25 protein-coding genes are annotated in these 26,471 nt (G+C 35.3%); 13 read left to right on the top strand and 12 right to left on the bottom strand.

Going from position 1 to position 26,471, the window contains the following annotated elements; all coding sequences use genetic code 11:
• The first annotated feature begins 74 nt into the window (after nt 1–74).
• From CCC20_RS11180 to CCC20_RS11120, 13 genes are all read left to right on the top strand, one after another.
• The gene (locus CCC20_RS11180) at nt 75–1,265 is read left to right on the top strand and encodes a site-specific integrase (protein WP_025489609.1); all 1,191 of its coding nucleotides are present in this window, start codon (nt 75–77) and stop codon (nt 1,263–1,265) included.
• A 209-nt stretch (nt 1,266–1,474) separates the two neighbouring features.
• The gene (gene dprA, locus CCC20_RS11175; protein ID WP_287180428.1) at nt 1,475–2,263 is read left to right on the top strand and encodes a DNA-processing protein DprA; all 789 of its coding nucleotides are present in this window, start codon (nt 1,475–1,477) and stop codon (nt 2,261–2,263) included.
• Between the two features lie 376 nt (nt 2,264–2,639).
• Nucleotides 2,640–4,781, top strand: coding sequence for a type I DNA topoisomerase (gene topA, locus CCC20_RS11170; protein ID WP_287180286.1), 2,142 nt, complete (start codon nt 2,640–2,642; stop codon nt 4,779–4,781).
• Between the two features lie 147 nt (nt 4,782–4,928).
• Nucleotides 4,929–5,594: a SatD family protein gene (locus CCC20_RS11165; protein ID WP_287180285.1), complete on the top strand. Its 666-nt coding sequence runs from the start codon at nt 4,929–4,931 to the stop codon at nt 5,592–5,594.
• Nucleotides 5,594–6,313 (top strand): DUF3307 domain-containing protein, encoded by a 720-nt coding sequence (locus tag CCC20_RS11160; RefSeq protein ID WP_081048588.1) that lies wholly within the window; start codon nt 5,594–5,596, stop codon nt 6,311–6,313. The genes CCC20_RS11165 and CCC20_RS11160 overlap by 1 nt, the downstream gene beginning before the upstream one ends.
• Nucleotides 6,314–6,329: 16 nt before the next feature.
• Nucleotides 6,330–6,812, top strand: coding sequence for a hypothetical protein (locus CCC20_RS11155; protein WP_003064748.1), 483 nt, complete (start codon nt 6,330–6,332; stop codon nt 6,810–6,812).
• Between the two features lie 176 nt (nt 6,813–6,988).
• Nucleotides 6,989–8,326: a methylenetetrahydrofolate--tRNA-(uracil(54)-C(5))-methyltransferase (FADH(2)-oxidizing) TrmFO gene (gene trmFO / locus CCC20_RS11150; RefSeq protein WP_058692307.1), complete on the top strand. Its 1,338-nt coding sequence runs from the start codon at nt 6,989–6,991 to the stop codon at nt 8,324–8,326.
• A gap of 184 nt (nt 8,327–8,510) precedes the next feature.
• Nucleotides 8,511–8,822, top strand: a complete 312-nt coding sequence (locus CCC20_RS11145) for an IolE/MocC family protein (RefSeq protein ID WP_058692308.1) — start codon at nt 8,511–8,513, stop codon at nt 8,820–8,822.
• A 503-nt stretch (nt 8,823–9,325) separates the two neighbouring features.
• A complete protein-coding gene (locus CCC20_RS11140; RefSeq protein ID WP_003064738.1) occupies nt 9,326–10,078 on the top strand; it encodes an ABC transporter ATP-binding protein in 753 nt (250 codons plus the stop codon).
• A 1-nt stretch (nt 10,079) separates the two neighbouring features.
• Entirely contained in the window at nt 10,080–12,059 is a 1,980-nt protein-coding gene (locus CCC20_RS11135; RefSeq protein ID WP_058692309.1) for an FtsX-like permease family protein, read from the top strand.
• An 87-nt stretch (nt 12,060–12,146) separates the two neighbouring features.
• Nucleotides 12,147–12,809 carry a response regulator transcription factor gene (locus CCC20_RS11130; RefSeq protein ID WP_287180283.1) on the top strand — a complete coding sequence of 221 codons (663 nt, stop codon included), beginning with the start codon at nt 12,147–12,149 and terminating at the stop codon, nt 12,807–12,809.
• Nucleotides 12,806–13,753 (top strand): sensor histidine kinase, encoded by a 948-nt coding sequence (locus CCC20_RS11125; RefSeq protein ID WP_003064734.1) that lies wholly within the window; start codon nt 12,806–12,808, stop codon nt 13,751–13,753. The genes CCC20_RS11130 and CCC20_RS11125 overlap by 4 nt, the downstream gene beginning before the upstream one ends.
• 83 nt (nt 13,754–13,836) lie before the next feature.
• A complete protein-coding gene (locus tag CCC20_RS11120; RefSeq protein WP_013851817.1) occupies nt 13,837–14,517 on the top strand; it encodes a LexA family transcriptional regulator in 681 nt (226 codons plus the stop codon).
• 106 nt (nt 14,518–14,623) lie between these two features.
• On the opposite strand, the gene xerS is transcribed toward CCC20_RS11120, so the two are convergent.
• The 12 genes from xerS to dhaL all read right to left on the bottom strand — a co-directional run bounded on the left by xerS (nt 14,624) and on the right by dhaL (nt 26,459).
• The gene (xerS, locus tag CCC20_RS11115) at nt 14,624–15,694 is read right to left on the bottom strand and encodes a tyrosine recombinase XerS (RefSeq protein ID WP_013851816.1); all 1,071 of its coding nucleotides are present in this window, start codon (nt 15,692–15,694) and stop codon (nt 14,624–14,626) included.
• Nucleotides 15,695–15,904: 210 nt separating this feature from the next.
• On the bottom strand, nt 15,905–17,470 hold the full coding sequence (ffh, locus tag CCC20_RS11110; protein WP_003064717.1) for a signal recognition particle protein: 1,566 nt from the start codon (nt 17,468–17,470) through the stop codon (nt 15,905–15,907).
• A 70-nt stretch (nt 17,471–17,540) separates the two neighbouring features.
• Nucleotides 17,541–17,873 (bottom strand): putative DNA-binding protein, encoded by a 333-nt coding sequence (locus tag CCC20_RS11105; RefSeq protein WP_003064715.1) that lies wholly within the window; start codon nt 17,871–17,873, stop codon nt 17,541–17,543.
• A 196-nt stretch (nt 17,874–18,069) separates the two neighbouring features.
• The gene (locus tag CCC20_RS11100; protein WP_013851815.1) at nt 18,070–19,068 is read right to left on the bottom strand and encodes an NADP-dependent oxidoreductase; all 999 of its coding nucleotides are present in this window, start codon (nt 19,066–19,068) and stop codon (nt 18,070–18,072) included.
• Nucleotides 19,069–19,096: 28 nt separating this feature from the next.
• A complete protein-coding gene (locus CCC20_RS11095; protein WP_013851814.1) occupies nt 19,097–19,516 on the bottom strand; it encodes an Rrf2 family transcriptional regulator in 420 nt (139 codons plus the stop codon).
• A 219-nt stretch (nt 19,517–19,735) separates the two neighbouring features.
• A complete protein-coding gene (locus CCC20_RS11090; RefSeq protein WP_013851813.1) occupies nt 19,736–20,434 on the bottom strand; it encodes a GntR family transcriptional regulator in 699 nt (232 codons plus the stop codon).
• A 131-nt stretch (nt 20,435–20,565) separates the two neighbouring features.
• Nucleotides 20,566–21,399 carry a hypothetical protein gene (locus CCC20_RS11085; protein WP_013851812.1) on the bottom strand — a complete coding sequence of 278 codons (834 nt, stop codon included), beginning with the start codon at nt 21,397–21,399 and terminating at the stop codon, nt 20,566–20,568.
• Between the two features lie 21 nt (nt 21,400–21,420).
• Nucleotides 21,421–22,809, bottom strand: a complete 1,389-nt coding sequence (locus CCC20_RS11080) for a HEPN domain-containing protein (RefSeq protein ID WP_152905070.1) — start codon at nt 22,807–22,809, stop codon at nt 21,421–21,423.
• Between the two features lie 13 nt (nt 22,810–22,822).
• Nucleotides 22,823–24,571 (bottom strand): DUF2075 domain-containing protein, encoded by a 1,749-nt coding sequence (locus tag CCC20_RS11075; protein ID WP_013851810.1) that lies wholly within the window; start codon nt 24,569–24,571, stop codon nt 22,823–22,825.
• A 207-nt stretch (nt 24,572–24,778) separates the two neighbouring features.
• Nucleotides 24,779–25,495, bottom strand: coding sequence for an MIP/aquaporin family protein (locus CCC20_RS11070; RefSeq protein WP_013851809.1), 717 nt, complete (start codon nt 25,493–25,495; stop codon nt 24,779–24,781).
• Nucleotides 25,496–25,506: 11 nt separating this feature from the next.
• Nucleotides 25,507–25,881: a dihydroxyacetone kinase phosphoryl donor subunit DhaM gene (gene dhaM / locus CCC20_RS11065; protein WP_013851808.1), complete on the bottom strand. Its 375-nt coding sequence runs from the start codon at nt 25,879–25,881 to the stop codon at nt 25,507–25,509.
• A gap of 2 nt (nt 25,882–25,883) precedes the next feature.
• Nucleotides 25,884–26,459: a dihydroxyacetone kinase subunit DhaL gene (gene dhaL / locus CCC20_RS11060; protein ID WP_013851807.1), complete on the bottom strand. Its 576-nt coding sequence runs from the start codon at nt 26,457–26,459 to the stop codon at nt 25,884–25,886.
• Nucleotides 26,460–26,471 lie beyond the last annotated feature (12 nt).

The raw sequence follows: 26,471 nt of genomic DNA, 5'->3' as shown, positions 1-26,471 counted from the left end.
CATTGAGCCGTAGATATGGTATAATATTAGTAGCGTATCACGGCTCATTCCATGACGGAAAGGAGCTTTACACTATGTCTAATGTGAAACGAAAAGACAGTAAAAATCGCAATTTGCGTAATGGAGAGAGCCAGCGAAAAGACGGAAGATACGTTTATAAATATACCGATATATACGGAAAGCCACAATTTATCTATTCTTGGAAACTTGTACCGACAGACAAGACACCTGCTGGAAAGCGTGATGATATATCGTTGAGGGAAAAAGAAGCACAGATAAAAAAAGACCTTAACGACGGTATCGACACAGTCGGCGGTAAAATGACAGTCTGCCAGCTCTACGACAAGAAGAACAGTCAAAGAAAGAACATCAAAAGGGCTACTGAAAAAGGACGACAGTATCTTATGAACGCTTTGAAAAATGACCCATTAGGTATGAGGGCGATTGATACGGTTAAGCAGTCGGACGCTAAAGAATGGGCTATCAGAATGAGCGAAAAAGGATATGCCTATAAAACGATTGATAACTATAAACGTTCCTTGAAAGCGTCATTTTACATGGCAATACAAGACGACTGTATCAGAAAGAACCCATTTGAATTTAAGTTAAGTGATGTTCTGGAAGATGATACCGAACAGAAAGTTATCCTTACACCAGAGCAGGAAGAACACCTGCTTGCCTTTATGGAAAAGGACAAGATTTACAGTAAGTATTATGATGAGGTTGTGCTTCTGCTGGAAACGGGACTTCGTATTTCTGAATTTTGCGGACTGACGACGCATATTGATATGCAGAACAGAATACTCAATATAGACCACCAGTTATTGAAAGATAGCGAAATGGGCTACTATATTGAAACACCAAAGACCAAAAACGGAAAACGGGAACTTCCATTGACAGAACGGGCTTATCAAGCAATCCAAAGAATACTAAAGAACAGAGGAAAGGCACAACCGCTGATTGTAGGTGGTTACAGCAATTTCCTATTCCTAAATCGTGAGGGCTTGCCTAAAGTTGCAGGAAACTATGAGGGCATGGTGCGAGGACTGATTAAGAAGTATAACAAGTATCACACGGACAAGTTACCGAACATCACGCCACATTCATTCAGACATACTTATTGTACGAATATGGCAAACAGAGGAATGAACCCAAACACTCTGCAATATCTCATGGGACACGCTAACATAACCATGACACTTGGCTATTATGCACACGGCACATTTCAATCTGCAAAAGCAGAACTGGAAAGGCTGGCTTGTTAATATCGGAGCTTATATTTACTACTCATTTACTACTTTTGGTTGCATTTTCATGCTGGTAAATGCCAGCTTATGCAAGGTATCTTCCGAAAAGAAAATACCGATAAAGCCCTAAAATACGGGATATATCGGCATTTACCAACTTATGAAAAGATAATCAGAAATTTAGTAAGTTTTTCTCTTCAAAAAAAGCAGGATTAACAAATCTTAATATTTTAGCTATTTTGGATTATCAAGAAAAGCAAGAGAAATCACTATCTTTGCGTAATATGGCAGTCGTCTCAAAATGTAAAAATCCTATCCTTTTTATGGAAAAATACAAAGCACTGGACATCAAAGAATTGCGCAAAGAATTTAATTGTTTTCCTAGTGTTTCCATACTAGATGACGAATACCCATTAGAACTCAAACATTGTTATAATCCACCTGTTTTGCTGTTTTATCAAGGAAATTTAGAATTACTCAATCGCCCCAAAATGGCAGTAGTAGGAGCAAGAACAGCATCAGCAACAGGGACAAAATCCGTACAGAAAATTGTCCAAGAACTCGGGAATCATTTTGTTATCGTTAGTGGGTTGGCGCGTGGCATTGATACCAGTGCGCATTTATCATCTCTAAAAAACGGTGGTGCATCGATTGCCGTTATCGGTTGTGGACTGGACGTTTATTATCCCAAAGAAAATAAGCAGTTGCAGGAGTACATGGTTAAAAATCACCTCGTATTAAGTGAGTACGTAGCAGGAGAAGCACCGCTGAAATTCCATTTTCCAGAGCGAAATCGTATTATTGCAGGTTTATCACAAGGCGTTATCGTAGTAGAAGCTAAGCTGCGCTCAGGCAGTTTGATTACGTGCGAAAGAGCATTGGAAGAAGGACGAGACGTTTTTGCTATTCCAGGAAATATTTTAGATGGAAAATCTGATGGCTGTCATCATTTGATAAAAGAGGGCGCAAAATGCGTCACATCAGGCTTAGATATCCTTTCGGAATATCAAATATAAGCAAGTTTTTTCTATAAAGAAACAGAGATGATACAGATGTTCCCCTTGAGGATGTCCCATCTAATAAGGATAAACCTAAATAAGCGATCAATGCCTCTCTTGTCAAAAGCAAAGGAGGCATTTTTGATTAAAAGACCTGTAGTCAACTTGCCTACAGGCTTAGTCAATGAGAAGAGGACAGTCATAAGACCACCCTAGCTACTGTAACATCTCTTCAAAAATCTCCCTCATCAATACTTAGTGTTTATTCCCTACTTTTTTAGGCTTAATGAGCTTTCTAAAAAATTTTACCACATACCAATATAACTTTTTTATTGACAGTTTAAGAAAAGCGGGTTATCATGTTATAAGTTTATTACTGATAGGAAGTGAGCTTATGGCAACGACTACTACTACGAATGCCCCAACAGCTGTTAAAAAATCAAGCAAAAAAACAATAAAGAAAAAAACATCTGCCAAGAAAAATTTGGTTATTGTGGAATCTCCAGCTAAGGCAAAAACAATTGAAAAATATCTCGGACGTAATTATAAAGTTGTAGCCTCAGTAGGACATATCCGCGATTTGAAAAAATCAAGCATGTCTATTAATTTTGAAAATAATTATGAACCACAATATATTAATATTCGTGGTAAAGGTCCATTGATTAACGACCTTAAAAAAGAAGCGAAAAAGTCTAAAAAAGTTTATCTCGCAAGTGACCCGGACCGTGAAGGAGAAGCGATTTCTTGGCACTTAGCCCATATTTTAGATCTTGATGAGAATGACAAAAACCGTGTTGTTTTCAATGAAATCACCAAAGACGCTGTCAAAAATGCTTTTGTTGAACCACGCCAAATCGATATGGATTTAGTAGATGCCCAACAAGCGCGTCGTGTTCTCGACCGTATCGTGGGATATTCTATCTCACCATTGCTTTGGAAAAAAGTTAAAAAAGGTCTTTCAGCAGGACGTGTTCAATCCGTTGCATTAAAACTAATCATTGACCGCGAAAATGAAATCAAAGCCTTTAAACCAGAAGAATACTGGACAATTGACGGTTTCTTTAAAAAAGGAACGAAGAAATTCCAAGCTTCATTTTATGGCATTGATGGCAAAAAATTAAAACTCGAAACGAATGAAGATGTTCAAAAAGTTCTTGCTTTATTGACTAGTGACGAATTTACCGTAGCTAAGGTTGAAAAGAAAGAACGTCGTCGCAATGCACCACTTCCTTATACGACATCATCTCTCCAACAAGATGCTGCTAATAAAATCAACTTCCGTACACGTAAAACCATGATGGTTGCACAGCAATTGTACGAAGGTATCAGTCTTGGTAAGAGCGGAACGCAAGGTTTGATTACCTATATGCGTACTGACTCAACGCGTATCAGTCCAATTGCGCAAAATGATGCCGCAAACTTTATCACAGAACGTTTCGGTGAAAAATACTCTAAACACGGTAGCCGTGTTAAAAATGCTTCAGGAGCTCAAGATGCTCACGAAGCCATTCGCCCTTCAAATGTCAATCTAACACCAGAATCAATCGCTAAGCACTTAGATAAAGACCAATTAAAACTTTACACATTGATTTGGAATCGTTTTGTTGCCAGTCAAATGACAGCAGCAGTCTTTGACACAATGAAAGTTAACTTGGAGCAAAATAGCGTACGCTTTACTGCCAATGGTAGTCAAGTAAAATTTGACGGTTACTTAGCCGTATATAACGATTCTGACAAGAATAAAATGTTGCCTGACATGGTTGAAGGTGATATTGTTAAGAAAGTATCAACAAATCCTGAACAACACTTTACGCAACCACCAGCTCGTTATTCTGAAGCAACACTTATTAAAACATTGGAAGAAAATGGAGTTGGGCGTCCGTCAACTTATGCACCAACACTTGACGTTATCCAAAGACGTTACTATGTTCGCTTAGCTGCGAAACGTTTTGAACCTACGGAACTTGGTGAAATCGTTAATAATTTGATTGTTGAATTCTTCCCTGATATTGTTGATGTCAAATTTACCGCTGATATGGAAGGTAAACTTGATGAAGTCGAAGAAGGCAAACAGCAATGGCAAAAAGTTATCGATGAATTTTACAAACCATTTGAAAAAGAACTTGCCAAAGCCGAAACAGAAATCGAAAAAATTCAAATCAAAGATGAGCCAGCTGGCTTTGATTGTGATGTTTGTGGACACCCAATGGTTATCAAGTTAGGTCGTTATGGTAAATTCTACGCTTGTAGCAATTTCCCAGAGTGTCACAATACAAAAGCAATCACTAAAGAAATCGGCGTGACTTGTCCAGTCTGTGGCAAAGGTCAAGTAATTGAACGTAAAACCAAACGTAATCGTATTTTCTATGGTTGTGACCGTTATCCTGAATGTGAATTTACATCATGGGATAAACCTGTCGGACGTTCTTGTCCAAAATCTGGAGACTTCTTAGTTGAGAAGAAAATCCGCGGTGGTGGTAAACAAGTCGTCTGCAGCAATGAAGAATGCGACTACGAAGAAGCAAAAATTAAATAAAACGATAGAAGCTGAAGCAGAGATGCTCAGTTTCTTTTTGATTGTATGGAAAATATGTTTTCCATTATAATGGACTTTTTTAATAATTGCCGTTATAACGGACTTTTTTTGATAAGTCTGTTATAATAGACTTATGAGAGGTACGCTATGAATTATTTTGCATTAATTGGAGATATTATTGATTCCAAAAAAATCGATAATCGTTACCAAGTCCAAAAAACATTGGAGGCTTGCCTAAACGAGTTAAATATTAAATTTAAAGATGTCTTGGTTTCAAAATTATCTATCACTTTAGGTGATGAATTTCAAGGATTGTTAACCTTGGATGCCCCTTTATTTCAAATAATTGACCGTATTAACTTCGCAATGCAGCCTTATCAAGTACGTTTTGGTCTTGGCTTAGGAGAAATTCTGACAGATATTAACCCAGAGCAAAGCATTGGCGCTGACGGTCCCGCTTATTGGCACGCTAGAAAAGCAATCAATTACATCCACCAAAAAAATGATTACGGCAATACGCAAATCGCTGTTTCCTTTGAAGATGACACCAAGGTAAACATTATTAATACACTGATTGCCAGTAGTGAAGCAATTAAGTCCAATTGGCGCGCTAGCCAAGAAATTATCTTGCAGGAACTTTTAAAACTTGGCATTTATGATGAGTATTTTGACCAACAAATTTTGGGAAAACAGCTTGAATTAAGCACAAGTGCGCTGTCAAAACGATTGAAAAGCAGTAATATCAAAGTTTACCTACGAACACGAAATTGTGCGTTAAATCTGCTTAAAAACGCTGGAGAGGAGTTAAACTAATGTCAATCACAGGTCTTTCTCACTATCTTAGCCAAAATCCTATATTAACCCTGTTACTGATTTGTCACTTTTTGTCAGACTTTCAGTTGCAAAGCCAAACAGTTGCCGACCGTAAAAATACCGATAAAACTTACCTTTTGATTCATCTCATTTGGGTAGCTATTCCATTAATTTTGGTAACTATTTTTGTCCCAAGCATCTGGGGCATTAGCTTGCTTATTTTGCTGAGTCATTCTATTATTGACTTTGGAAAACCTCATGTGGCTAATAGTTTCAAGCTAAATCCGTTGGTAACTTTCCTTTTGGACCAAATGTTACATCTAGGAATTATACTTTTACTTGCCCCGCTTGCCAAAGGTGTAGTTTTGCCAAATATCTTAACAAGAGAAGTGCTTAATATTATTCTATTTATCGTCTTGATTACAAAACCGACTAATGTCTTTTTCAAGATTTTCTTTCAAAAATACCAGCCAGAGAGCAGTCAAAAAATGGATACCATTCCAGGTGCTGGAGCAACGATTGGACTTTTGGAACGTATTGTGATGAGTATTTGTATCATTTTCAATCAATTCGCTTCAATCGGACTTGTTTTTACTGCTAAATCAATCGCTCGTTATAATAAAATTTCCGAAAGCCCCACATTTGCAGAATACTATCTCATTGGGTCACTTTTCAGTATTTTAAGTGTTTTACTATCTGCTTGGATTTGTTTGTTTTAAATGAGGATGACTGACTATGCATTTTGGCTTTTCTTATGTTGGATTCATCTTTTTAATGCTACTAATGATACCAAATCTTATTTGGACACGAAATAAACCTAAAGATTATGAACATTATCAGTATCAAGAAAATAAATACTTATCCATACTTGAACGTATCGGAGAAGTACTTGTGACTTGTCTGATTCTCATCTTTTCTGATTTTAACTGGCAGCCCTGGACTAATTGGAATTGGTGGCTGATGGCTGCTAGTTTTTGCATGATTCTTTATGAAATGTTTTGGATTCGTTATTTTATGGGACCAAAAAGAATGCCAGATTTGTGCACCACATTTTTAAAAATTCCAGTAGCCGGAGCAAGTTTGCCAGTTTTGGCAGTTCTATGCATATCCATCTATGGTAAAAATCCATTTCTGACCTTGGCATCAATTATTTTGGGAATTGGTCACATTGGTATTCACTTACAATATCAGAATATGATTAAAAAGGATAATCAATAGTTTATTTACATATTTTTATTTATGTAAATAAACTATATAATATTATTTGAGTTTCACAAAATTTATGTTATGATAATCAAGTATCAAAATTAGAAAGATTTGGATAAGGGCTTTCTCCCTTATCTGGAAAATGAGTTTTAGGGCTTCCTAAGCTTGTTTTTGGAGGTATTAGTATATTGTCTCAATCATCATATATTAACGTTATAGGAGCTGGTTTAGCGGGCTCTGAAGCTGCATATCAGATTGCTAAACGTGGCATTCCAGTAAAACTTTATGAAATGCGTGGTAAGAAAGCAACACCACAACACAAAACAGATAAATTTGCGGAATTGGTCTGCTCAAATTCGCTGCGCGGTGATAGCTTAACAAACGCTGTCGGTCTGCTTAAAGAAGAAATGCGTCGTCTAGACTCTGTTATCATGAAGGCAGCAGAAAGCACGCGCGTCCCCGCTGGTGGTGCTTTAGCGGTTGATCGTGACGGTTTCTCACAAATGGTGACAGATGAAGTGACAAATCACCCACTTATCGAAGTCATTCGTGAAGAAATCACAGAAATTCCAACTGATGCCATTACTGTTATCGCTAGTGGTCCTTTAACATCAGATGCACTTGCTGAAAAAATTCATGAATTGAACGGTGGCGACGGTTTTTATTTCTATGATGCCGCAGCGCCAATCGTTGATAAAAATTCTATCGATATGGACAAGGTTTATTTGAAATCACGTTACGATAAAGGAGAAGCTGCCTATCTTAACTGTCCAATGACCAAAGAGGAATTTATGGCGTTCCATGAAGCGCTTGTCAATGCCGAAGAAGCTCCGCTTAATAGCTTTGAAAAAGAAAAATATTTTGAAGGTTGTATGCCGATTGAAGTTATGGCAAAACGCGGCATTAAAACAATGCTCTATGGTCCAATGAAGCCTGTTGGCTTAGAATACCCAGATGACTACAAAGGACCTCGTGACGGTGAATTCAAGACACCATATGCCGTTGTTCAATTACGTCAAGATAATGCTGCTGGTAGTCTCTTTAACATCGTTGGTTTCCAAACACACCTTAAATGGGGTGAGCAAAAACGTGTTTTCCGCATGATTCCAGGTCTTGAAAATGCCGAATTTGTCCGTTATGGCGTAATGCACCGTAACTCTTACATGGATTCTCCAAATCTTTTGACTGAAACATTTGCCACACGCCAAAATCCAGACCTTTTCTTTGCTGGTCAAATGACAGGGGTTGAGGGATATGTGGAATCAGCCGCTTCAGGGCTAGTTGCTGGTATCAACGCTGTACGTCGTTTTAAAGGAGAAGAAGTGGTTATCTTCCCGCAAACGACTGCTATCGGCTCTCTTCCACATTACATTACACATGCCGAAAGTAAACATTTCCAACCAATGAATGTTAACTTCGGTATTGTTAAAGAGCTTGACGGACCACGTATCCGTGATAAAAAAGAACGTTATGAAAAAGTTGCTGAACGTGCTTTAAACGATTTGCAAGATTATCTTAACGTTTAGTATTCCAATACTATATTAAAAGAGGTGACAAAATGTTTCCAATTCAATTAGGACTAAAAGCTAGTTGCGACTTGGAGCAAATGGAAAGTCGCCTAAAATATCACCCAGATGTCTTTGAATTTTTCACATCTTTGAAAATGGTATTTCAAAACTATTTTCATTTGGCAAGCCTGAATTCGACCAGTTGTTAGCTCAAAAAGGCTATCCACTTACTTATGATGTTTCTCATGCTTTCATTTATCTGCATGGGGATAATAATGCTTTACAACGCTCACTAGAAACTTTGAAAGAGACTATTATTCACTATCATTTAGTTGACTCTTTAGGTAAAAGACATGATAGTTTGACACTAGGTCAAGGAAAAATCCATTGGGCAGAATCTCTGCCGTTATTCAACGAACATGCCACAAGTATTTTAAAAGATTTAAACAAACCCATTAAACAACTTGAAAGCCACGCATACCTTACAAAAATAGCACAAGCAATCAATGAGTAAGTAAGTAGTAACTGTTAAGCCTAAAACGTTTGTTTTGGGCTTTTTTGTTGCCAGAAAGCAACCTTACATTTTTGTAAGATTTGACGTTCAAATTGTAAGGAAGTAACTACCTAATTTTCGATAAAATAAACTTGTCAATAAGAGAGGAGCAGTCATATGAGTCAAGAAATCAAAAAACATATCAATTTATGGAGTAATCTTCTAATTTGGTTAGTCATGGTTATTTTAGGTTCCATTACTTATATGGTCTGGTACACCCTCCGTATCACAAAATAATAGGAGGAGGTTTTTAAAATGATAGTTTTTTATAGTCTTATTACAATTCTTCTTATCGTAGTAGTGGGAGTAATAAGTCTCGCTCTTTGGTATTGGAGTGGAAGAAAGCCTTTAAAACACCCTTAGTACTAAAATACTAAATTTAAATTAATTGCTTTTTAGCAAAAACATTCCAATTAGAGTTTTTATTTAATCGAAAAAAGGTATAATGAAACAAAGGAGAAATTATGTTACTGGAGATTAATCACTTAGAAAAAGTTTTTCGCACACGTTTTTCAAAAGAGGTAACACGTGCTTTACAAGATGTTGATTTCAAAGTAGATGAAAATGAATTTATCGCTATCATGGGAGAATCTGGTTCTGGGAAAACAACCCTGCTTAATATCTTAGCAACTCTGGAAAAGCCAACAAAAGGTTCTGTTATTCTAAATGGGAAAGAAATCACAAAAATCAAAGAAAGCCAATTAGCAGAATTTCGTTTAAACAATCTCGGATTTGTCTTTCAAGATTTCAATTTATTAGATACGCTTTCTGTCAAGGATAACATTTTCTTACCATTGGTACTTGGTCGTGTTAACTACCAAGAAATGGAAAATAGACTAGCAACACTCGCTCCAAAACTTCATATTGAAAATTTGTTAGCAAAACGCCCATTTGAATTGTCTGGCGGTCAAAAGCAACGTGTTGCTATCGCTCGTAGCCTTATCACAAATCCGCAGTTACTTTTAGCTGATGAACCAACAGCAGCACTAGATTATCGCAATTCTGAAGATATTCTAAACCTTTTTGAGGATATTAATAATGACGGTCAAACATTGCTTATGGTAACACACTCAGCAAACGCCGCTAGTCATGCTAAACGTGTCCTTTTCATCAAAGATGGTCGCATTTTCCACCAAATTTATCGTGGTAACAAAACCAATCAAGAATTCAACAAGGATATTTCACTTGCAATGAGCGCACTTCTTGGAGGTGAGTAATATGTTCTATGCTAAATTAGCTTGGTCAAACCTCAAAAAATCTGTCAATATTTTTGGACCATTTTTACTCACAAGCACCATTTTATTTCTTCTAAATTGTTCAACTTTGCTGATTTTATTTAGCCCTGTTGGAAAAAGTATGTCATATGGTGCCGTAACACTCGGCTTATCCATTGTTGTCCTTTTTATCTTCTCGATTATCATGGAGATTTATAGTTATAATTTCCTTTTAAAACAAAGAAGTAGGGAATTCGGGCTTTATAACATCCTTGGGATGAACAGGTTTCAAATCAGTCTTGTATCGACTATTGAACTGATTGTTATTTTTGTGGGTGTGATTATCCTAGGAAGCCTTTTATCAGCTGTCTTTTCACAATTGTTTTATTTGATTTTTATTAATCTTTTACACTATAATCAGTTGGTAATGACTTTATCACCAGCAGCGTTTATTAGCACAGCGTTTGCATTCGCTGCAATCTTCTTTTTCCTAGAACTTATCAGCCTCTTTAATATCCGTCGTTCATCGCCACTAGCTTTATTTAGGAGGCAAGAACAGGGTGAAAAAGAGCCACGTGGCAATATTCTCTTTGCGTTGTTAAGCATCATTTGCTTAAGCTCAGGTTATTATCTTTCAATTTCTTCAACGAGAATAGCTGCGCTTGTCGTCCTATATCGTTTCTTTATCGCGGTTGTTCTTGTTATCATTGGAACCTACCTTTTTTACATCAGTTTTATGACTTGGTACCTAAAACGCCGTCGTAAAAACAAAAAATATTTTTACCAACCTGAACATTTCGTAACCACAGCACAAATGATTTTCCGAATGAAACAAAATGCTGTCGGACTTGCTAATATTACGCTACTAGCCGTTATGGCTTTTGTAACGATTGCCACAACAACGTCTTTGTATGTCAATACTCAAAAACAAGCTGACGATATGTTCCCAAAAGACACTCAAATTACAATCTATTCAACGCCTGATACAGATGCGGAAGCTTTTTTCAAAACAGCAGTTATCGATAAATTAGATAAACCAGAAAGTGACTACATCACCTACTATACTGGCTTCTCAGATATTCCAGTATCAACCGATAAAGAAATCACAATAACAGACCAAGATGTAGAAACTCCTGATTTGGCAAAAATGGGGTATATATATATCATGACCCAAGATGATTTTAAAGATTTGGGTAATAGCCTACCAACTTTAAAAAAAAATCAAACTGCTTTCTATGTTCAAAAAGGAAATAGCCAACTGGAAAAATTAACTCTTTTTGGAAAAGAATTTGACAATGTCGAAAATCTAAGAAGTGTTATATTCCCTGATATTGCTAATACTTATAATCCAGCGTTGTTAATCGTTAGTGATAAAAATGTTTTAAATGAACTTCAAGAGCTCTTTACTCAACATAATCTCCAATTCCGAAGTAATTTCACTGGTTATGCTGACCTTTCTAAAGCCGAAATCGCTAAAATTACAAATAATGACGGTTACATTTCAGACGAAACAGGTCGATATCTTGATTCAGATGGCAACGCAGCAACAGGAATTGTCGATACCAAATCATCTTTCCTTGAGGGCATGTATGGCTTTACAGGTGGCTTTCTCTTTACAGGATTCTTACTTGGTATTAGTTTCTTGCTTGGTGCAGCCTTAATCATTTACTATAAACAACGTTCTGAAGGGATTGAAGATAAAAAATCGTATAAAATTTTGCAAGAGGTGGGAATGGGCAAAAAAGAGGTGAAACGAGCAATTAATTCTCAAATTCTACTCGTATTCTTTATGCCACTCGGTTTTGCAGTTTTACACTTCGCCGTAGCGCTTGTCATGCTAAAACAAATGTTGCTCTTGTTTGGAGTAACAAGCTCAAGTATGATTTATACCGTCAGTGGTATTACAATACTAAGCATCACCATAATCTATTTCTTCATCTATAAATTCACAAGTAGAACTTACTATAAAATTATTGAACGTTAACTCCTATCTTCGAACAGTCATTTGAAAGAGTCTGAAAATTTTTACTAAAAAATGGTCGTGATGACCATTTTTTGTTACAATAAGACTATGAAACAAGGAAAGATTTATATTGTCGAGGACGATGAAACTATCGTTAAACTTTTAAAACAACATCTTAGTCAAACTTATGATGTCTTTAGTGTCACTAATTTTCGAGCTATCAAGCAGGAAGTCGAAGAAATCAAACCTGACCTTATCTTGATTGATATCACGTTGCCATATTTTAATGGTTTTTATTGGACAACAGAAATTCGTAAAAGCATGACATTGCCGATTATTTTTATCTCATCTAGTGATGATGAAATGGATACTGTCATGGCACTTAATATGGGAGGAGATGATTTTGTGTCAAAGCCATTTTCTCTAACGATTTTAGATGCCAAAATTTCAGCTTTTTTAAGGCGTGCTTACCAGTTTACCTCGGATAATTACCAATTAGAATATTTTTCTCTATCACGTGACGGGATTTTGTCAAACGGTGACGACCATATCACCCTATCTCCAACAGAAAATAAGATTTTAGCAATTCTCTTTGAACATCAAAATCAAGTCGTTCCCAAAGAGGAATTACTCGAGAAGCTTTGGGAAAATGAAAGTTTCATTGACCAAAACACCCTTAGTGTTAACATAACACGACTCCGCAAGAAAACACAACCATTAGGTTTCGATCGTATTCACACCGTGAGAGGAGTTGGCTACCTTCTAAAATGATTCGACAATTTTTTAAAGAATATTCCGTCTGGTATTTAACTTATATCCTTTTAAGTATATTATTCATTGTTATTTTTGCCTTATATCGCCTGCCATTAGCTTACTTTAAAGTTAGTATTTTAATTAATTTCACGATTTTAATCTTTATCAGCATTTGGCAATACCTTAAATTTAAGCAGAAATTATCTATTTTACATCATTTTATTTATGTAAAAGAATTGGATGAATTAGAATTGCCATCAGAACTTGCTTATAAAGATATTATCATCAAACTAAAAGAAACTAGCGCTAATGAATTACTAGCTGAAAAGACGCAAACTGAAAATTTGCAAAATCTTGTCAAAATGTGGTCACATCAAATGAAAGTTCCCATATCAGCCCTTTCATTAATGGCACAGACTGACCAACTCGACTCAAACGAAGTACAGCAACAATTGACACGACTTCAAAACTATCTTGATACGTTGTTGACTTATTTAAAATTCAGTCAAAACAAAGACGATTTTCGCTTTGAAAAACTATCTGTCAAGGATGTTACAACAAAGATTATCAAAAAATATCGTATTCCGTGTTTGCTAAAAAATCTTTCTGTTGAGGTTGTTGGTGATTGGGAGCTGAGTTCTGACCGAAAATGGCTAAGCTTTGCTATTTCACAAATTATTGATAACGCCGTTAAGTATTCCAAAACAGACGGAACAATTATCATTAGGATAAGCGATGGAAATATCGTTATATCTGATGATGGTATTGGAATACTAGAAGAAGATTTACCACGTCTTTTTGACGAAGGTTTTACTGGATTTAACGGTCATGAACACCAAAAAGCAACCGGTCTAGGGCTGTACATGACCAAACAAGTCTTAGACACCCTTAACCTAAACATCACTATCGATAGTCAAATCGATAAAGGAACACAAGTTGAAATTTCATCACATAAAAATTAACAGAAGTAGGGGCTAAGCCCTTGCTTTTTTAGGTTTATTTTTTTATAATATTGTTAGTTTATAAACTAACAAGGAGGGAGCTTATGTTTTCTGGAGAAAAGTTAAAAAATATTAGAGAAGAAAAAGGTTACTCACAGGCAGAAGTAGCTAAATTACTTAATATTTCTAGAGTTTCCTACTTTAATTGGGAAAATGGCAAAACAAAGCCAAATCAAAAAAATCTTAACCTCTTGAGTCGGTTGCTCGATGTCGAGGAAACTTATTTTGTATCTGAATATCACATTGTTGATACCTATTTCAAACTCAATCAAGACAATCGTCACAAACTCGAAAATTATGCTGACGATTTACTCAAAGAGCAAGAAAAAATAGTTCAGTTGCCTAAATATTATGCTTACAAGGTTTTTGAAAAATTATCTGCAGGTACTGGATATTCTTATTTTGGTGACGGTAATTATGATACTGTTTTTTATGATGAACAACTTGACCATGACTTTGCTTCATGGGTCTTTGGGGATTCAATGGAACCAACTTATTTAAATGGTGAGGTTGTCTTGATTAAGCAAACAGGTTTTGATTATGACGGTGCTATCTATGCTGTTGATTGGGATGGGCAAACTTATATTAAGAAAGTTTATCGAGAAGAGGACGGACTTCGTTTAGTCTCACTCAACAAACACTACGCCGATAAATTCGCGCCTTATGATGAAAATCCTCAAATCATTGGTAAGATTGTCGGCAATTTCATGCCACTTGAAGTTTAGTTTTACATAATATTATTTATGTAAAACACATTTAGAACATTCATTATTTATTTGTCAGCAAGGAGATGATAAAAAACCTGAACTTATTAATAGTTCAGGTTAATTTTTAAAGCTTATTTAAAGCGTTTTTTTGTTCGTCGTTGACGATATGGGTGTATAAGTCGGTAACTTGTGTGCTGGCATGTCCTAATTGGTGGCTAACTAGGACTTGTGATTTAGTAGCATCGTAAAGACGTGTTGCAAGTGTGTGGCGCAGTTTATGGGGTGTTACACGAACTTTGAAATCTTGAGAATATTTAGCAACTAACTTTTCAACGCTTGAAGCATCAATACGGTTAGGAACACCGCGATATTCTGTTAAAAAGAGAGCTTGGTCTTGTTTTTCCGCCTTATAGCGAGGCGCTCTGATTTGTAAATAAGCTTCTAAATAAGGCTTAGCAAAGTTAGCAACATTGACAGAATCACGTTTTCCACCTTTACGAGTGACTTCGATAACCATCATATTAAGGTTTAAGTCTTTCAAATCAAGATTAACAGCTTCTGAAAGACGGACACCAGAGGCAAGCAGAAGAGCAATAAGCGCTAAATCACGCTCCTTATTCTTTTGGAAGGAGGAGAGGGCGCGGTGAGAGAGCTTATTTTGATACTCTGTATCGATATAGTCGATAAATGCCATGGTCTCGTCACCTAGGAAAAGTTTGCCTTTTATATTTTCAGCTCGAGCTGCCAGCGTTTCTTTTTTCTTCTTAGTAGCGATTTTTTTCATGACATTTCGATAGAAGTAGGGCTCACCATTTTCATCTTCGACCTCTTCTGTTAGGTATTTAAACAGGCTTGAAAGTGCTGATAACGTCCGATTAATCGTTGTTTGTGAGACACCTTGTTTTGTTGAATAAGTGTTCAAAGAAGGACGTTCACGCAGATAAAGGATGAATGATTCCATGTCTTTTTTAGAAAGATGTTCCAGGGTTGTTAACTCAACATCAGCAATTTTAGTAACATCTGAAATTCCAGAATCCAAAAGCCATTCGAAAAATCGGCGATATTCTTTTAAGTATTCATATAAAGTTGTGAAGCTATAAGGAACTGAAAGTTTTGATTGGTAATAATCCAAGACGTACCAAGGCATTATTTCTTTAAGTTCATCAATTTTTTCAAGTAATTTTTCACGTTTCATCTAAAATTCTCCTGAGATGTCTTTATAATAGGAGTATATCACAGGCTGATTTATTTTTCAAGAAAATTACAGTTTTTCGGAAAAATGTTATGAGAAATTTACTGAATCAAATCAAAGGATGTCTTGAAAACTTTATTTTTAGTAAATTAACAAAAACAAACTAAAAACGAAGCTAGATTGTTATTTCAGCTTCGTTTGTTTTATCTAACATTATTTACGGCGTTTTTTCTTCGCTTTTTTCATTTTATTTGCCATGCGTTTCATTGATTGTTTCATCGCAAATTCGCCGACTTTCCCTTTTAGACCGCCGCCCATCATTTGGCTAAGATCCATATCTCCGCCACCAAGTGCTGAAAGGTCTGGCATACCATTACCGCCCATCATACCTTCAAGTGACGACATATCCATACCGTTTGGCATATTTTTAGGGAGATTATTTGGGTTGATTCCCATTTTCTTCATTGCTTTTTCCATGTCACCAGACATGACACCTTGCATCATTTGTTTTGCTTGGTTGAAATCTTTAATGAATTTATTGACTTCAACGAAGCTATTTCCTGAACCTGCAGCAATACGGCGACGGCGGCTTGGGTTGAGCAAATCAGGATTTTCACGTTCTTCTGGTGTCATTGATGACACGATAGCACGTTTACGAGCGACAGCTTTTTCATCAACTTTAAAGTTTTTTAGCGCTGGGTTGTTTGCCATACCAGGAATCATTTTAAGCAAATCTTCCATAGGTCCCATGTTTTGAACTTGGTCTAATTGGTCGATGAAATCGTTGAAATCAAAGGTATTTTCACGCATTTTTTCTGCGAGTTCCAATGATTTTTTCTCGTCATATTCTTGGCTGGCTTTTTCAATCAATGTCAGCAAATCACCCATGCCAAGAATACGGCTAGACATGCGGTCTGGGTGGAATGTTTCGATGTCCGTAATTTTTTCACCAGTACCAGTGAATTTGATTGGTTTACTAGTGATTTCGCGGATTGAAAGCGCAGCACCACCACGTGTATCACCATCAATCTTAGTTAAAACAACCCCTGTGATGTCCAATTGCTTGTTGAATTCGTCAGCGACGTTGGCAGCTTCTTGACCAATCATACTATCAACAACCAAAAGAATTTCATTTGGATTTGCTAAAGCTTTAACATCACGGAGTTCTTCCATGAGTTTTTCGTCAATTTGCAAACGACCAGCCGTATCAATGATAACGTAATCGTTGTGATTTTCTTTGGCTTGTGCCAAACCATTTGTCACGATTTCAACAGCTGAGTGGTCAGTTCCCATGTCAAAAACTGGCACATTGATTTGACTACCAAGTGTTTTTAATTGGTCGATAGCCGCTGGGCGGTAAATATCGGCAGCAATCATCAACGGACGTGCATTTTCATCTTTAATCAGCTTGTTAGCTAATTTCCCTGCAAATGTTGTTTTACCAGCACCTTGGAGACCAACCATCATAATGATTGTTGGAATTTTAGGTGATTTTTCAAGTTCAGCTGTTTCAGAACCAAGAATTTCAGTCAATTCTTCGTTAACAATCTTAACGATTTGTTGTGTTGGGTCAAGTGTATCAATGATTTCATGACCAACTGCACGTTCACGCACGCGCTTGATGAAAGTCTTAACAACTGGCAAAGCAACGTCAGCTTCAAGCAATGCCAGACGAATTTCTTTTGTGACTTCTTGGACATCTTTTTCAGACAACTTCTTCTTTCCGCGAATATTTTTAAACACCCCTTGCAGGCGTTCTGTCAAACTTTCAAAAGCCATAATATCTTTTCTCCTACCTAAGTATCTCTATAATTTTACAAATGTTCTTCTGTTTAGTGAGTAATACGGATTAATCACGATTATCAATACTACTCAAAACGGAAATTCTCTCTTTCAAAAATTCATCATCAGGATATTTTTCTAAAATATCGTCAAAAATTTGGCTCCGAACAATATAGTCCGAATACATGTGCAACTTCATCTCGTAAGCTTCTAAAATTTTTTCTGTTCGTTTAATGTTATCATAGACTGCTTGACGGCTCACACCGAATTCTTCAGCAATTTCTGCCAAACTATAATCATCCGCATAATATAGTTCAATATAATTCATCTGCTTATCGGTTAACAAAGCAGCATAGAACTCAAAAAGAGCATTCATACGATTGGTTTTTTCAATTTCCATAGCCCTTATTTTACCATAATTTAGCTGAATTTAATAGTCAGAAATGGTTAATATATGTGGTAAATCTTTTAGAAAATCTAGATTATAGTAAAAAATGAATCATGCTGACAAAAAACAACAACCTGGTAGAGGCTGTTGTTTAATAAAGGTAATAATAAAAATCATAGTCACTCAAGTCTTCAATGTTATCTTTTCACTAAAATTGAATGATTGTCTTTCCACGTGAGTGACCATTAGCGACTTTATCGAGTGCACTATTGATAGCATCTAAAGAATATACTGTATCAATTGAAGGTCTAAGTTTGCGTTCTGCTAAAATATTTGATATCTCTTGAAGTTGTCTACCATTCGCTTCAACAAAAATAAAATGATAAATAACACCATATTTAGTTGCAAGTTTATCAAATGAATGACCTGCTAATCCAAACAATAATTGTTTCCATTTTGAAAATTCCATGCGCTTCGCAAAAGCTATATTAGGCATTCCTTTCAACGAAACTATCTGTCCGCCTTTTTTTAAGATGGTCATTTGTTTTTCTGTCTCTTTTCCACCTAAAGTATCTAAAACATAGTCAACATTCGAAAGCAATTTACTATAATCGTCTGTTTGATAATTAATAAAACGATCAGCCCCAAGATCTAGCACACGCTGCTCATTAGCTGCATTACCACTCGTAATAACAGTTAACCCCTTGGCTTTAGCTAAGGGAATCGCCATGGCACCAAGCCCTCCAGTACCACCTGAAATAAAAATTGTTTTACCTCTTTTAACCTGCATTAATTCAAATGCTTGAAAAACTGTCAATGCTGTGAGAGGAACAGCTGCCGCTTCAATATCGCTTAAATAATCTGGAACTTTAGCTAAGGCTGAGTAGTCAACAGCTACATATTCAGCAAAAGCCCCAATACTATCCAATGGCAATCTAGCATAAACACGTTCACCTTCTTCAAAACCCGATACTTGTTCACCAATTGCTTCTACTATCCCAACAACTTCATTACCAGGAATCAAAGGAATTTTATAGGGAACGATTAGTTTTACTTCACCACGAGAAATCATATTATCTAGTGGATTAACACCAGCTGCGGTAACTTTAAGTAACACTTGTCTGGCATTAATTTCAGGTTTTTCAACCTGAACAAGATCAAGTGTAATATTATTTTTGTCATATGTTGTTAATTGCATTGCTTTCATAAATTTTTTCCTTTTTGAATTATTATTTTTAATTTGCTTCGCGGTATAGATTATCAATGACATTACTTAGCGTTTGGCTAGACAAATCATTTTCTAATTGAGAATTAATTGAGAAAAAAATAGGCTTTACTGCTTTCTCAATATGCTTACCTACTGGACATTCTAAATTAGCATTTTGATGCATTTGAAACAAATGAATATGAGCTATTTCTTGTGTCGCCTGATAAATCTCTAACAATGTCAAATCCTTAGGAGCTTTTACCAACTGGTAACCTGATTTACCTTGATGTGAAGTAATAATATCAGCGCTCTTCAGAAGAGCAATTACTTTCCTGATATAACTCGAGTTAGTTCCAACACTTTTAGCTAACTCTTGTGATGTCAAATTTTTGCCACTTTCACTAATCATCACTAAAAGATGAAGCGCAACCGAAAATTTTGTATCCATTTCCTGCCCTCTTTCTTGTATTTGTATCTGATACAAGTATATATTACCTTTTTACTTTTCTCAAATAATCTGCTTTTTATCTTAAAATAGTCGTCCTAGATTAATAAGAAATATTGAAAAAAATAAAACAGACACCCAATAAGGTTCTGTTTTATGACTTGTCATTTCAAATCTTTCGTGGCTTCCTCTAGGATATACATTTGGAGAATGGTTTGTTCCTTAATTATTCTCCAAATAAAATTCAAAACGGTCGCCGACATATTGGCTGTGAACGTATTCAAATGGTCGTCCGTCTGTGAAATAGGATACCTGTGTCAATGCCAGCACCGCATGATTTTTAGGCACTTTGAGATAATTCGCCACGCGCTCGCTTGCATTTTTAGCATAAATCGTTTGCTCGCTCTTGCCGATTTCATAACCATTATCCGTTAGTGTTTGGAAGAAATGCTCTGTGATGTCCTCTTGATTGAAAGACTGAATGAGTTTTTCTGGAATTGATGCCACTTCAAAAACCAAAGGCACGTTATCTGCAAAACGCACGCGCTCCATACGCACCACGGTATCTGTCGCTTTTAGTTGTAACTGCTGGATTTCCGTTTCATTAGCAGTTTTTCGCTGATAAGAAATCAATTGTGACGACGGCGTTTTACCCTGCGAACGCACAATTTCGGTGAAACTGGTTGTCCCACGCATTTTTTCTTGCACACGGTGGCTAGCCACATAAGTCCCGCTACCCACACGGCGCTCCAAAATGCCCTCTTCGACCAAAAGCGTAATCGCCTGACGAAGCGTCATCCGACTCACCTCATAATCATCCGCCAAATCACGCTCACTCGGCAAACGCTGACCAATCTCCCAAACGCCCTCATCAATCTCTTTCTTAATCGCATCATGAATTCTAATATACGCTGGAACCATAACCTACTCCCGTTCTGTTCTAAATAACCTTGCTTTATTTTAACATATTTTTGCCGAAGTTTTTAGTGGAGTGAGAGATTATTTCTTTTGGAAAATGGCAGAGCTGTGAAGTTGGGGAGAATGCTAAATAATTATTTTGAAAGATTTTCAAATAAATATTCTAAAGTATCCCTATCAAATCTATAATTTTCATCAGTCTGATCATGTGCAATAAATCCAAATGATGTCTTTATCCCATTTTTAACTTTCTTGATATATGATGGATAATTGAGAGTCACTTTACCATTATTATAATTTTTGATAGAAAAGTATTGACTAATCAATATTTTTAATTGAGGAGAGGTAAAATTTAAAAAATGTAGTTTGCATTTTTCTATAATTTCATCTAAAGTTTCACACCATCTGTAGAAATAATCTGTTAGTGGAATTACATCGTTCTTTAGAGAATTAAGAAAAATATCATTACGCTGATTTTTATTTTTATTGCGACTCAACTCCTTTTTAGAAGTATAAATCTCTAGCCTACAAGTATCTTCAGTAAAACTAACTTCCTGTTTTAAATTATCAAATGGTGATGAAAAATGCTGGCTATAATCTCTCAATAATTTCATCATCTTTAATTCATCTCGCTTTTCATAACTCTTTATATCTGTGTTTAACCCCTTCAAGTTCAATTGTCTAACAAAAGATTTAACATTGTCAATAAAAATTCTTCCTAATAAAATGTTTGCTGAAAACAGATATCTCATTTCATAAAAAAGATTATCTAGAGAATTTTCAAATTTTTGATTTTCTAAAAAGTCTTTCAACTTTTGCTCTGATACCTTAAAGTTCTTATAACATCCATATATATTTGAAAACTTCAAAAAAGCTGAATGATAACACTTTAGATTATCAAATTCATTTTTATTTAATTCTTTCAAAAGATAGTCAGGATTATTTTTATCAGCGATAAAATACTGCATAATACCCCTTTTCTAGTAAGTTCAAAAAATAATTTTCTGCAAAAATAAATCATTAATAGCTTTTTTGATATTAACACTTTCTATGCTACAGTAAGATAATTGCATTATATAGATAATAAATTCCATTAATATTATGTCAATTATCGTTGCAAGATTAAACTCTTTATCCAAATTTCCATGTGCAAAATCATTCCTTTGCTCAGCAAGTCTAGAGGAAATACTATTGATATTAAACTCTTCATTATTTCTTAAGTATAACTTTTTACCAAATAACTCTATTTCGTCTTGAAAATCTTCAAAAATAATCTTTATTTTTTGGTTTAAAGGAGTGAAACTCCGTATTGATTTTTTTAACTTTTTATAAATCGTTTTCTCTTTTCCTGTTGAACTCTCTACTAATTTAACGATTTCCTCCTCAACAATATTTTCTGCGAGAATGGTTTTCTGACTCTTTTGGTCATCTAAATTTGGATATTTTTTCTTAAATTCCCATTCAAATGCAGTCATAACAGAAAGGAAACTAGCTATATCAACTACTGTTGACTCCTCATAATTTTTGGGGATATGTCGTAAAAAAAGGTTACCTTCGGCTATACAATTTAATAAATCTACAACATGCTCTTCGATTAAATCAGCGGAAATACATCCCCTCTTTTCAGGATTGCTATCACAAATTATTTCTGACGATTCATACATGATACCTATTTTCACTTTATTTGAAATTAGATTAACTCCATTAAACACAATATTTCTTCTATAGCAAAGGAATTGAATAAATTCTCTAGCAATTTCATATAAGTGTAAAATAAAAATATAATCATTAGTTGGCTCAAATTCAAATCTCATCGTTGAATTAAATACGATAGGAGAATTATTCTGTTTTTCGGATATTTTCGTTGTTATTCCAAAATGTAATCCTATATCTCTTCCTTCTAAATTAAAAACTCTATTTTTTATTTTTCTAGGATTATTTCTTTCCGCCTTCAAAATTATTTCTTTATCATTAGATTCGTATGAAATAGTATACACTCTGTGTATAGGATAAATATAATCTAACTCTTGGCAAGAGAATTCCATACATGATATACTCTCACCACCTTCTCTACATAAAATAAAAGCATTGATTTCTATCTCAAACTTATTTTGATTTTCAGAAAAAACACTACCTTTTCTCGGCAAAAATATAATAGTTTGATAATTACTTTCATTACACTTTCCTATTAGAATATCATCTTGAACAAATAATGGGGCACTTTTTGAACGACAAAGCCCTGTCGAACTATCTTTTTCTGTAAAAAAATCCAAAAATAGTTCCATAAATTTATCTTTCTGAGGTACTAATTGCAAAATTTTTCCATCAAATAAAAAAACAAATTCAATGTCTTTATATGTAATATTTCCTGTATACATTTGGCTTTCCAAATCAGTTTCCTTTCCTCAATGCCTCTTTCAACGCTTTCTGCAATTCTTTGTCAACAGCAAATAAATATAATCCATTTACTCCTCGTGTTAACAAGACATTTAATTCGTTTTTTAACAATGTTTCACCGAATTTCATTCTAGTTCCATCGGCTAATGTTCTGTTGCGGATTGCTTTTTCGTTGCAGCTAGCGCCTGGATCAAAAATAATTTTCCCATCACGATATTTTACAGATGGTCCAATAATAACTGCGGCATAATTCAAGTCAAACCCTTGAATAGTATAAGTTGACCCAATTTCATCGATAGTTTGCTTCTGTTCTGCCCATGAAAGATTTTTAGTTGCTTTATCTTTAGGAAGTTGTAAATTCCAAGGCATTGAAAAATCACCAATTGTCACATTCCAATATTGGTTATCTTCTGGTTTACCCTTTTGTTTAAATTTCCAATCATAAGTTGCCAACATTCGTGAGATACCATTCTCTTGATGTTGGTCTTTCTCTTTGATGGCATCGTACATTTCTTGCGGAGAATCAAATACTCTAAAATCATATTTATCATCCTTTCTGAATGGATAAATAACTTGTTCATCTACTAAGCTTCGAATCCAATCAATTGTAGACTGTTGAGCGTTAATTCGCATTTGATCACGTAACGATATCACACATTGAGCATCTAATTTCATTTCTGCTAAATCAGCACTTTCCCAAATTTGTTCAGTTGTAAGAATTTGATTTTCATCAAAAACAGCTACAACAACTTTAGCATTGGCTAATAAATCTTTTAAATGATTTTTTCCTCGATAAGACTGTTTTCCTTGAGTTAGCAACAAATGTGCTTCATCAACAATAACGACATCAGCTTTTAAATTATTTTTCGATTGATAATTAATAAAACTTGTCGGTTTCATAACAACATCAATGCCGTTTTTGTTTTTTAACCCTAATTTCTTCGCCATTTGTTGATAGACCGTCAATTGTTGTTCATGATTTACTAAAAGATGAATAGACATTTTATCTTTAGATACAGGGAATTCATTAGAATTAAATAAATCATATAACAAACTACTCATCAAAACAGTTTTCCCAGAACCAGCTTCTCCTTCAACTAAAATTAATTGTCCATCAAGGTTTTGAGTTAAACTAGATAATATTTGAAGTATAATTTTACTTTTAGCTTCTTTTTGTTCTTTCGTCAATTTATGAAATGGAGATGCTTTAAATAAAGCAGAATCTCGGATAACAGACTCAATTGGGAAAAGTACATTGTTTAATGAATGTAACTTACGCCAGATTTTGGAAAAGACTGAATCCATAATTTCAGAGGTGTAATAATCATTTTGAGGATTTCCACGCCTATTATTGACATTCTTTACTGATTCCGAACTTAGGAGATAATGCAACAACCTATTTTCAATATCTAGTGTAAGTGATTTATTGAAATATTTGTGACCTATGATATACATCTCAGTAGTGGAAGAGTCACTCAATTTTTTAAAATCTTCACGACCATTACGAATATCATCGTTTAAATGCTGTTTAGTCCGACGATTAATGTCAGTTGTCTCACCAACATAAACATTATAATTATGTTTCTTGTCGGAAATTTTATCATCAATGATATAAACTGTTGGATAATCTAAAATTAATTGTTCATCCTTCTCAGAAAAATCCAGCTCTTTGATAGCTTTAACCGAGAAAGAATTATAATTTACTTTTCCAATAATTGGTGAATATTTGTCTTGAAGTGGCATAAATCTCAATCCTTTTCTGAAAACGTTTCGTTATTTCTATTATATCATTTAAATTCAAAAAAATAATATCTTGGCGTAGTAAAAAAAGCACCCTATCCAGCGGTTTATTTAGCTAGATAAGGTGAATTATCATTTTATTTTTTATTAGTCTTCCAACCCAACCAACTGATGCTGGCGTTTGTTGGCTTGATTGACGATGATGTGTTTTTACAAAAAATGATTCAGTAGCATTTGATAGATTAATGCCCCTGCTGTTCCTCCAACAATTGGTCCAAGCACTGGAATCCATGCATATCCCCAATCTGAATCCCCTTTATTTGGGATAGGTAATAGTGCATGAACAATGCGAGGTCCAAAATCACGTGCTGGGTTAATAGCATATCCCGTGGTTGGTCCTAAAGAAAAACCTACTGCAAAGATTACAAGCCCCACAATAATTGGTCCAAATCCTGCTGCAACATTATTAGGACCAATAGCCATGATAGTAATTACTAAAACTGCTGTTCCAAGTGCTTCTCCAAAAAAGTTTGAAGGGGTATGGCGTATCGCAGGTGCCGTAGAAAACATCCCTAAAATTGCACCAGAGTCTTTGGTTTCTTTAAAATGTGGGTAATAATGTAACCAAAGTATAACAGCAGCAAACATAGCACCTAATAATTGTGCAACAATATAAAGCAGTACTTTACTCCATGCTAAAGATTCTGTGGCAGCCATTGCAATTGTCACTGCGGGATTCAAATGAGCTGGACTGAACAATCCTGCCACATAAACAGCAACTGTACAAGCAATTCCCCAGCCAAAAACAATTGAACTCCAACCAGTTCCTTCTTCCTTAGTATTTTTTAAAACATTACCAGCTACAACACCATCTCCTAGTAAGACAAGGATAAAGGTTCCCAAAAATTCACCAATAAATTCTTTCATAACTATTTCTCCTACTTACTTATTTCCAGTTCTTGTAGTTGTTTTGAAATTTCCTCAAGTTCTACCCCAGCTTGCAGCAAAGCCGCCGCAGTATAAGCCCCTTCAACTATTGGAACATTATTAATAACAATTTCTTTTTCTGAAAAATCTCTTGCTATTTCTAAATTCATTTTTGCAGAACCTAAATCATAAAAAGCCAGAAGTACATTTGCTTTATTAGCCTCCACTGCTTCTTGGACACGTTCAAAACTTGTCCCTATTTCTCCTTTTTCAGTTCCACCAACATATGTTATTGAAATCTCAAAAGCAACTTCTGATATTAAGTCAACAATTCCTTGTGCAATATTTTTAGAATGGGAAACAATGACGATACCAGTACTAGACATCTTTATTCCTCCGCTTCTATTAGTGCTTTAAATAATAATCCTGATGAAAATGCTCCAGGATCAATATGACCAATCGAACGTTCACCAACATATGAAGCACGTCCTTTTGTAGCTTTTAAAGGAGAAGTAGCTTGAACATACTCATTAATTCGGTCGATTGTTAATGAATTAGTTTCCAAGTCTTTTAATACAGGTTCCCAAACATCAACCATTGTTTTTTCGCCAATTTCTGCCTTACCTCGCTTTTTTATCATTTCCAAACCTGCTTTAACATCATCAGAAAGGCTTCCTCTGTCTTGTTCAGATTTTGAAATTCCCATAAAAGCAGAACCATATAAAGGACCTGACGCCCCACCTACTTTACTCAATAACTGCATTGCTACCGCTTTAAATAACTCAGAGGTAGATTCATACTCTTTTTCTCCGATTTCATCTACAACTGCAGCCATTCCACGCGACATATTTCCACCATGGTCACCATCTCCAATAGGGGTATCCAATTCTGAAAGATAATCTTTATTATCTTGAATCTTCTGGTTGAATAATACCATCCATTTTTTTGCTGTTTCTACTTGCATAATTCTACCTCT

It is taken from the genome of Streptococcus sp. LMAG:39 (assembly GCF_008680485.1).
GTDB lineage: Bacteria > Bacillota > Bacilli > Lactobacillales > Streptococcaceae > Streptococcus > Streptococcus pasteurianus.
Note: the sequence above shows the minus strand (reverse complement) of the source record. Positions and strands in the feature narration are given on the sequence as shown.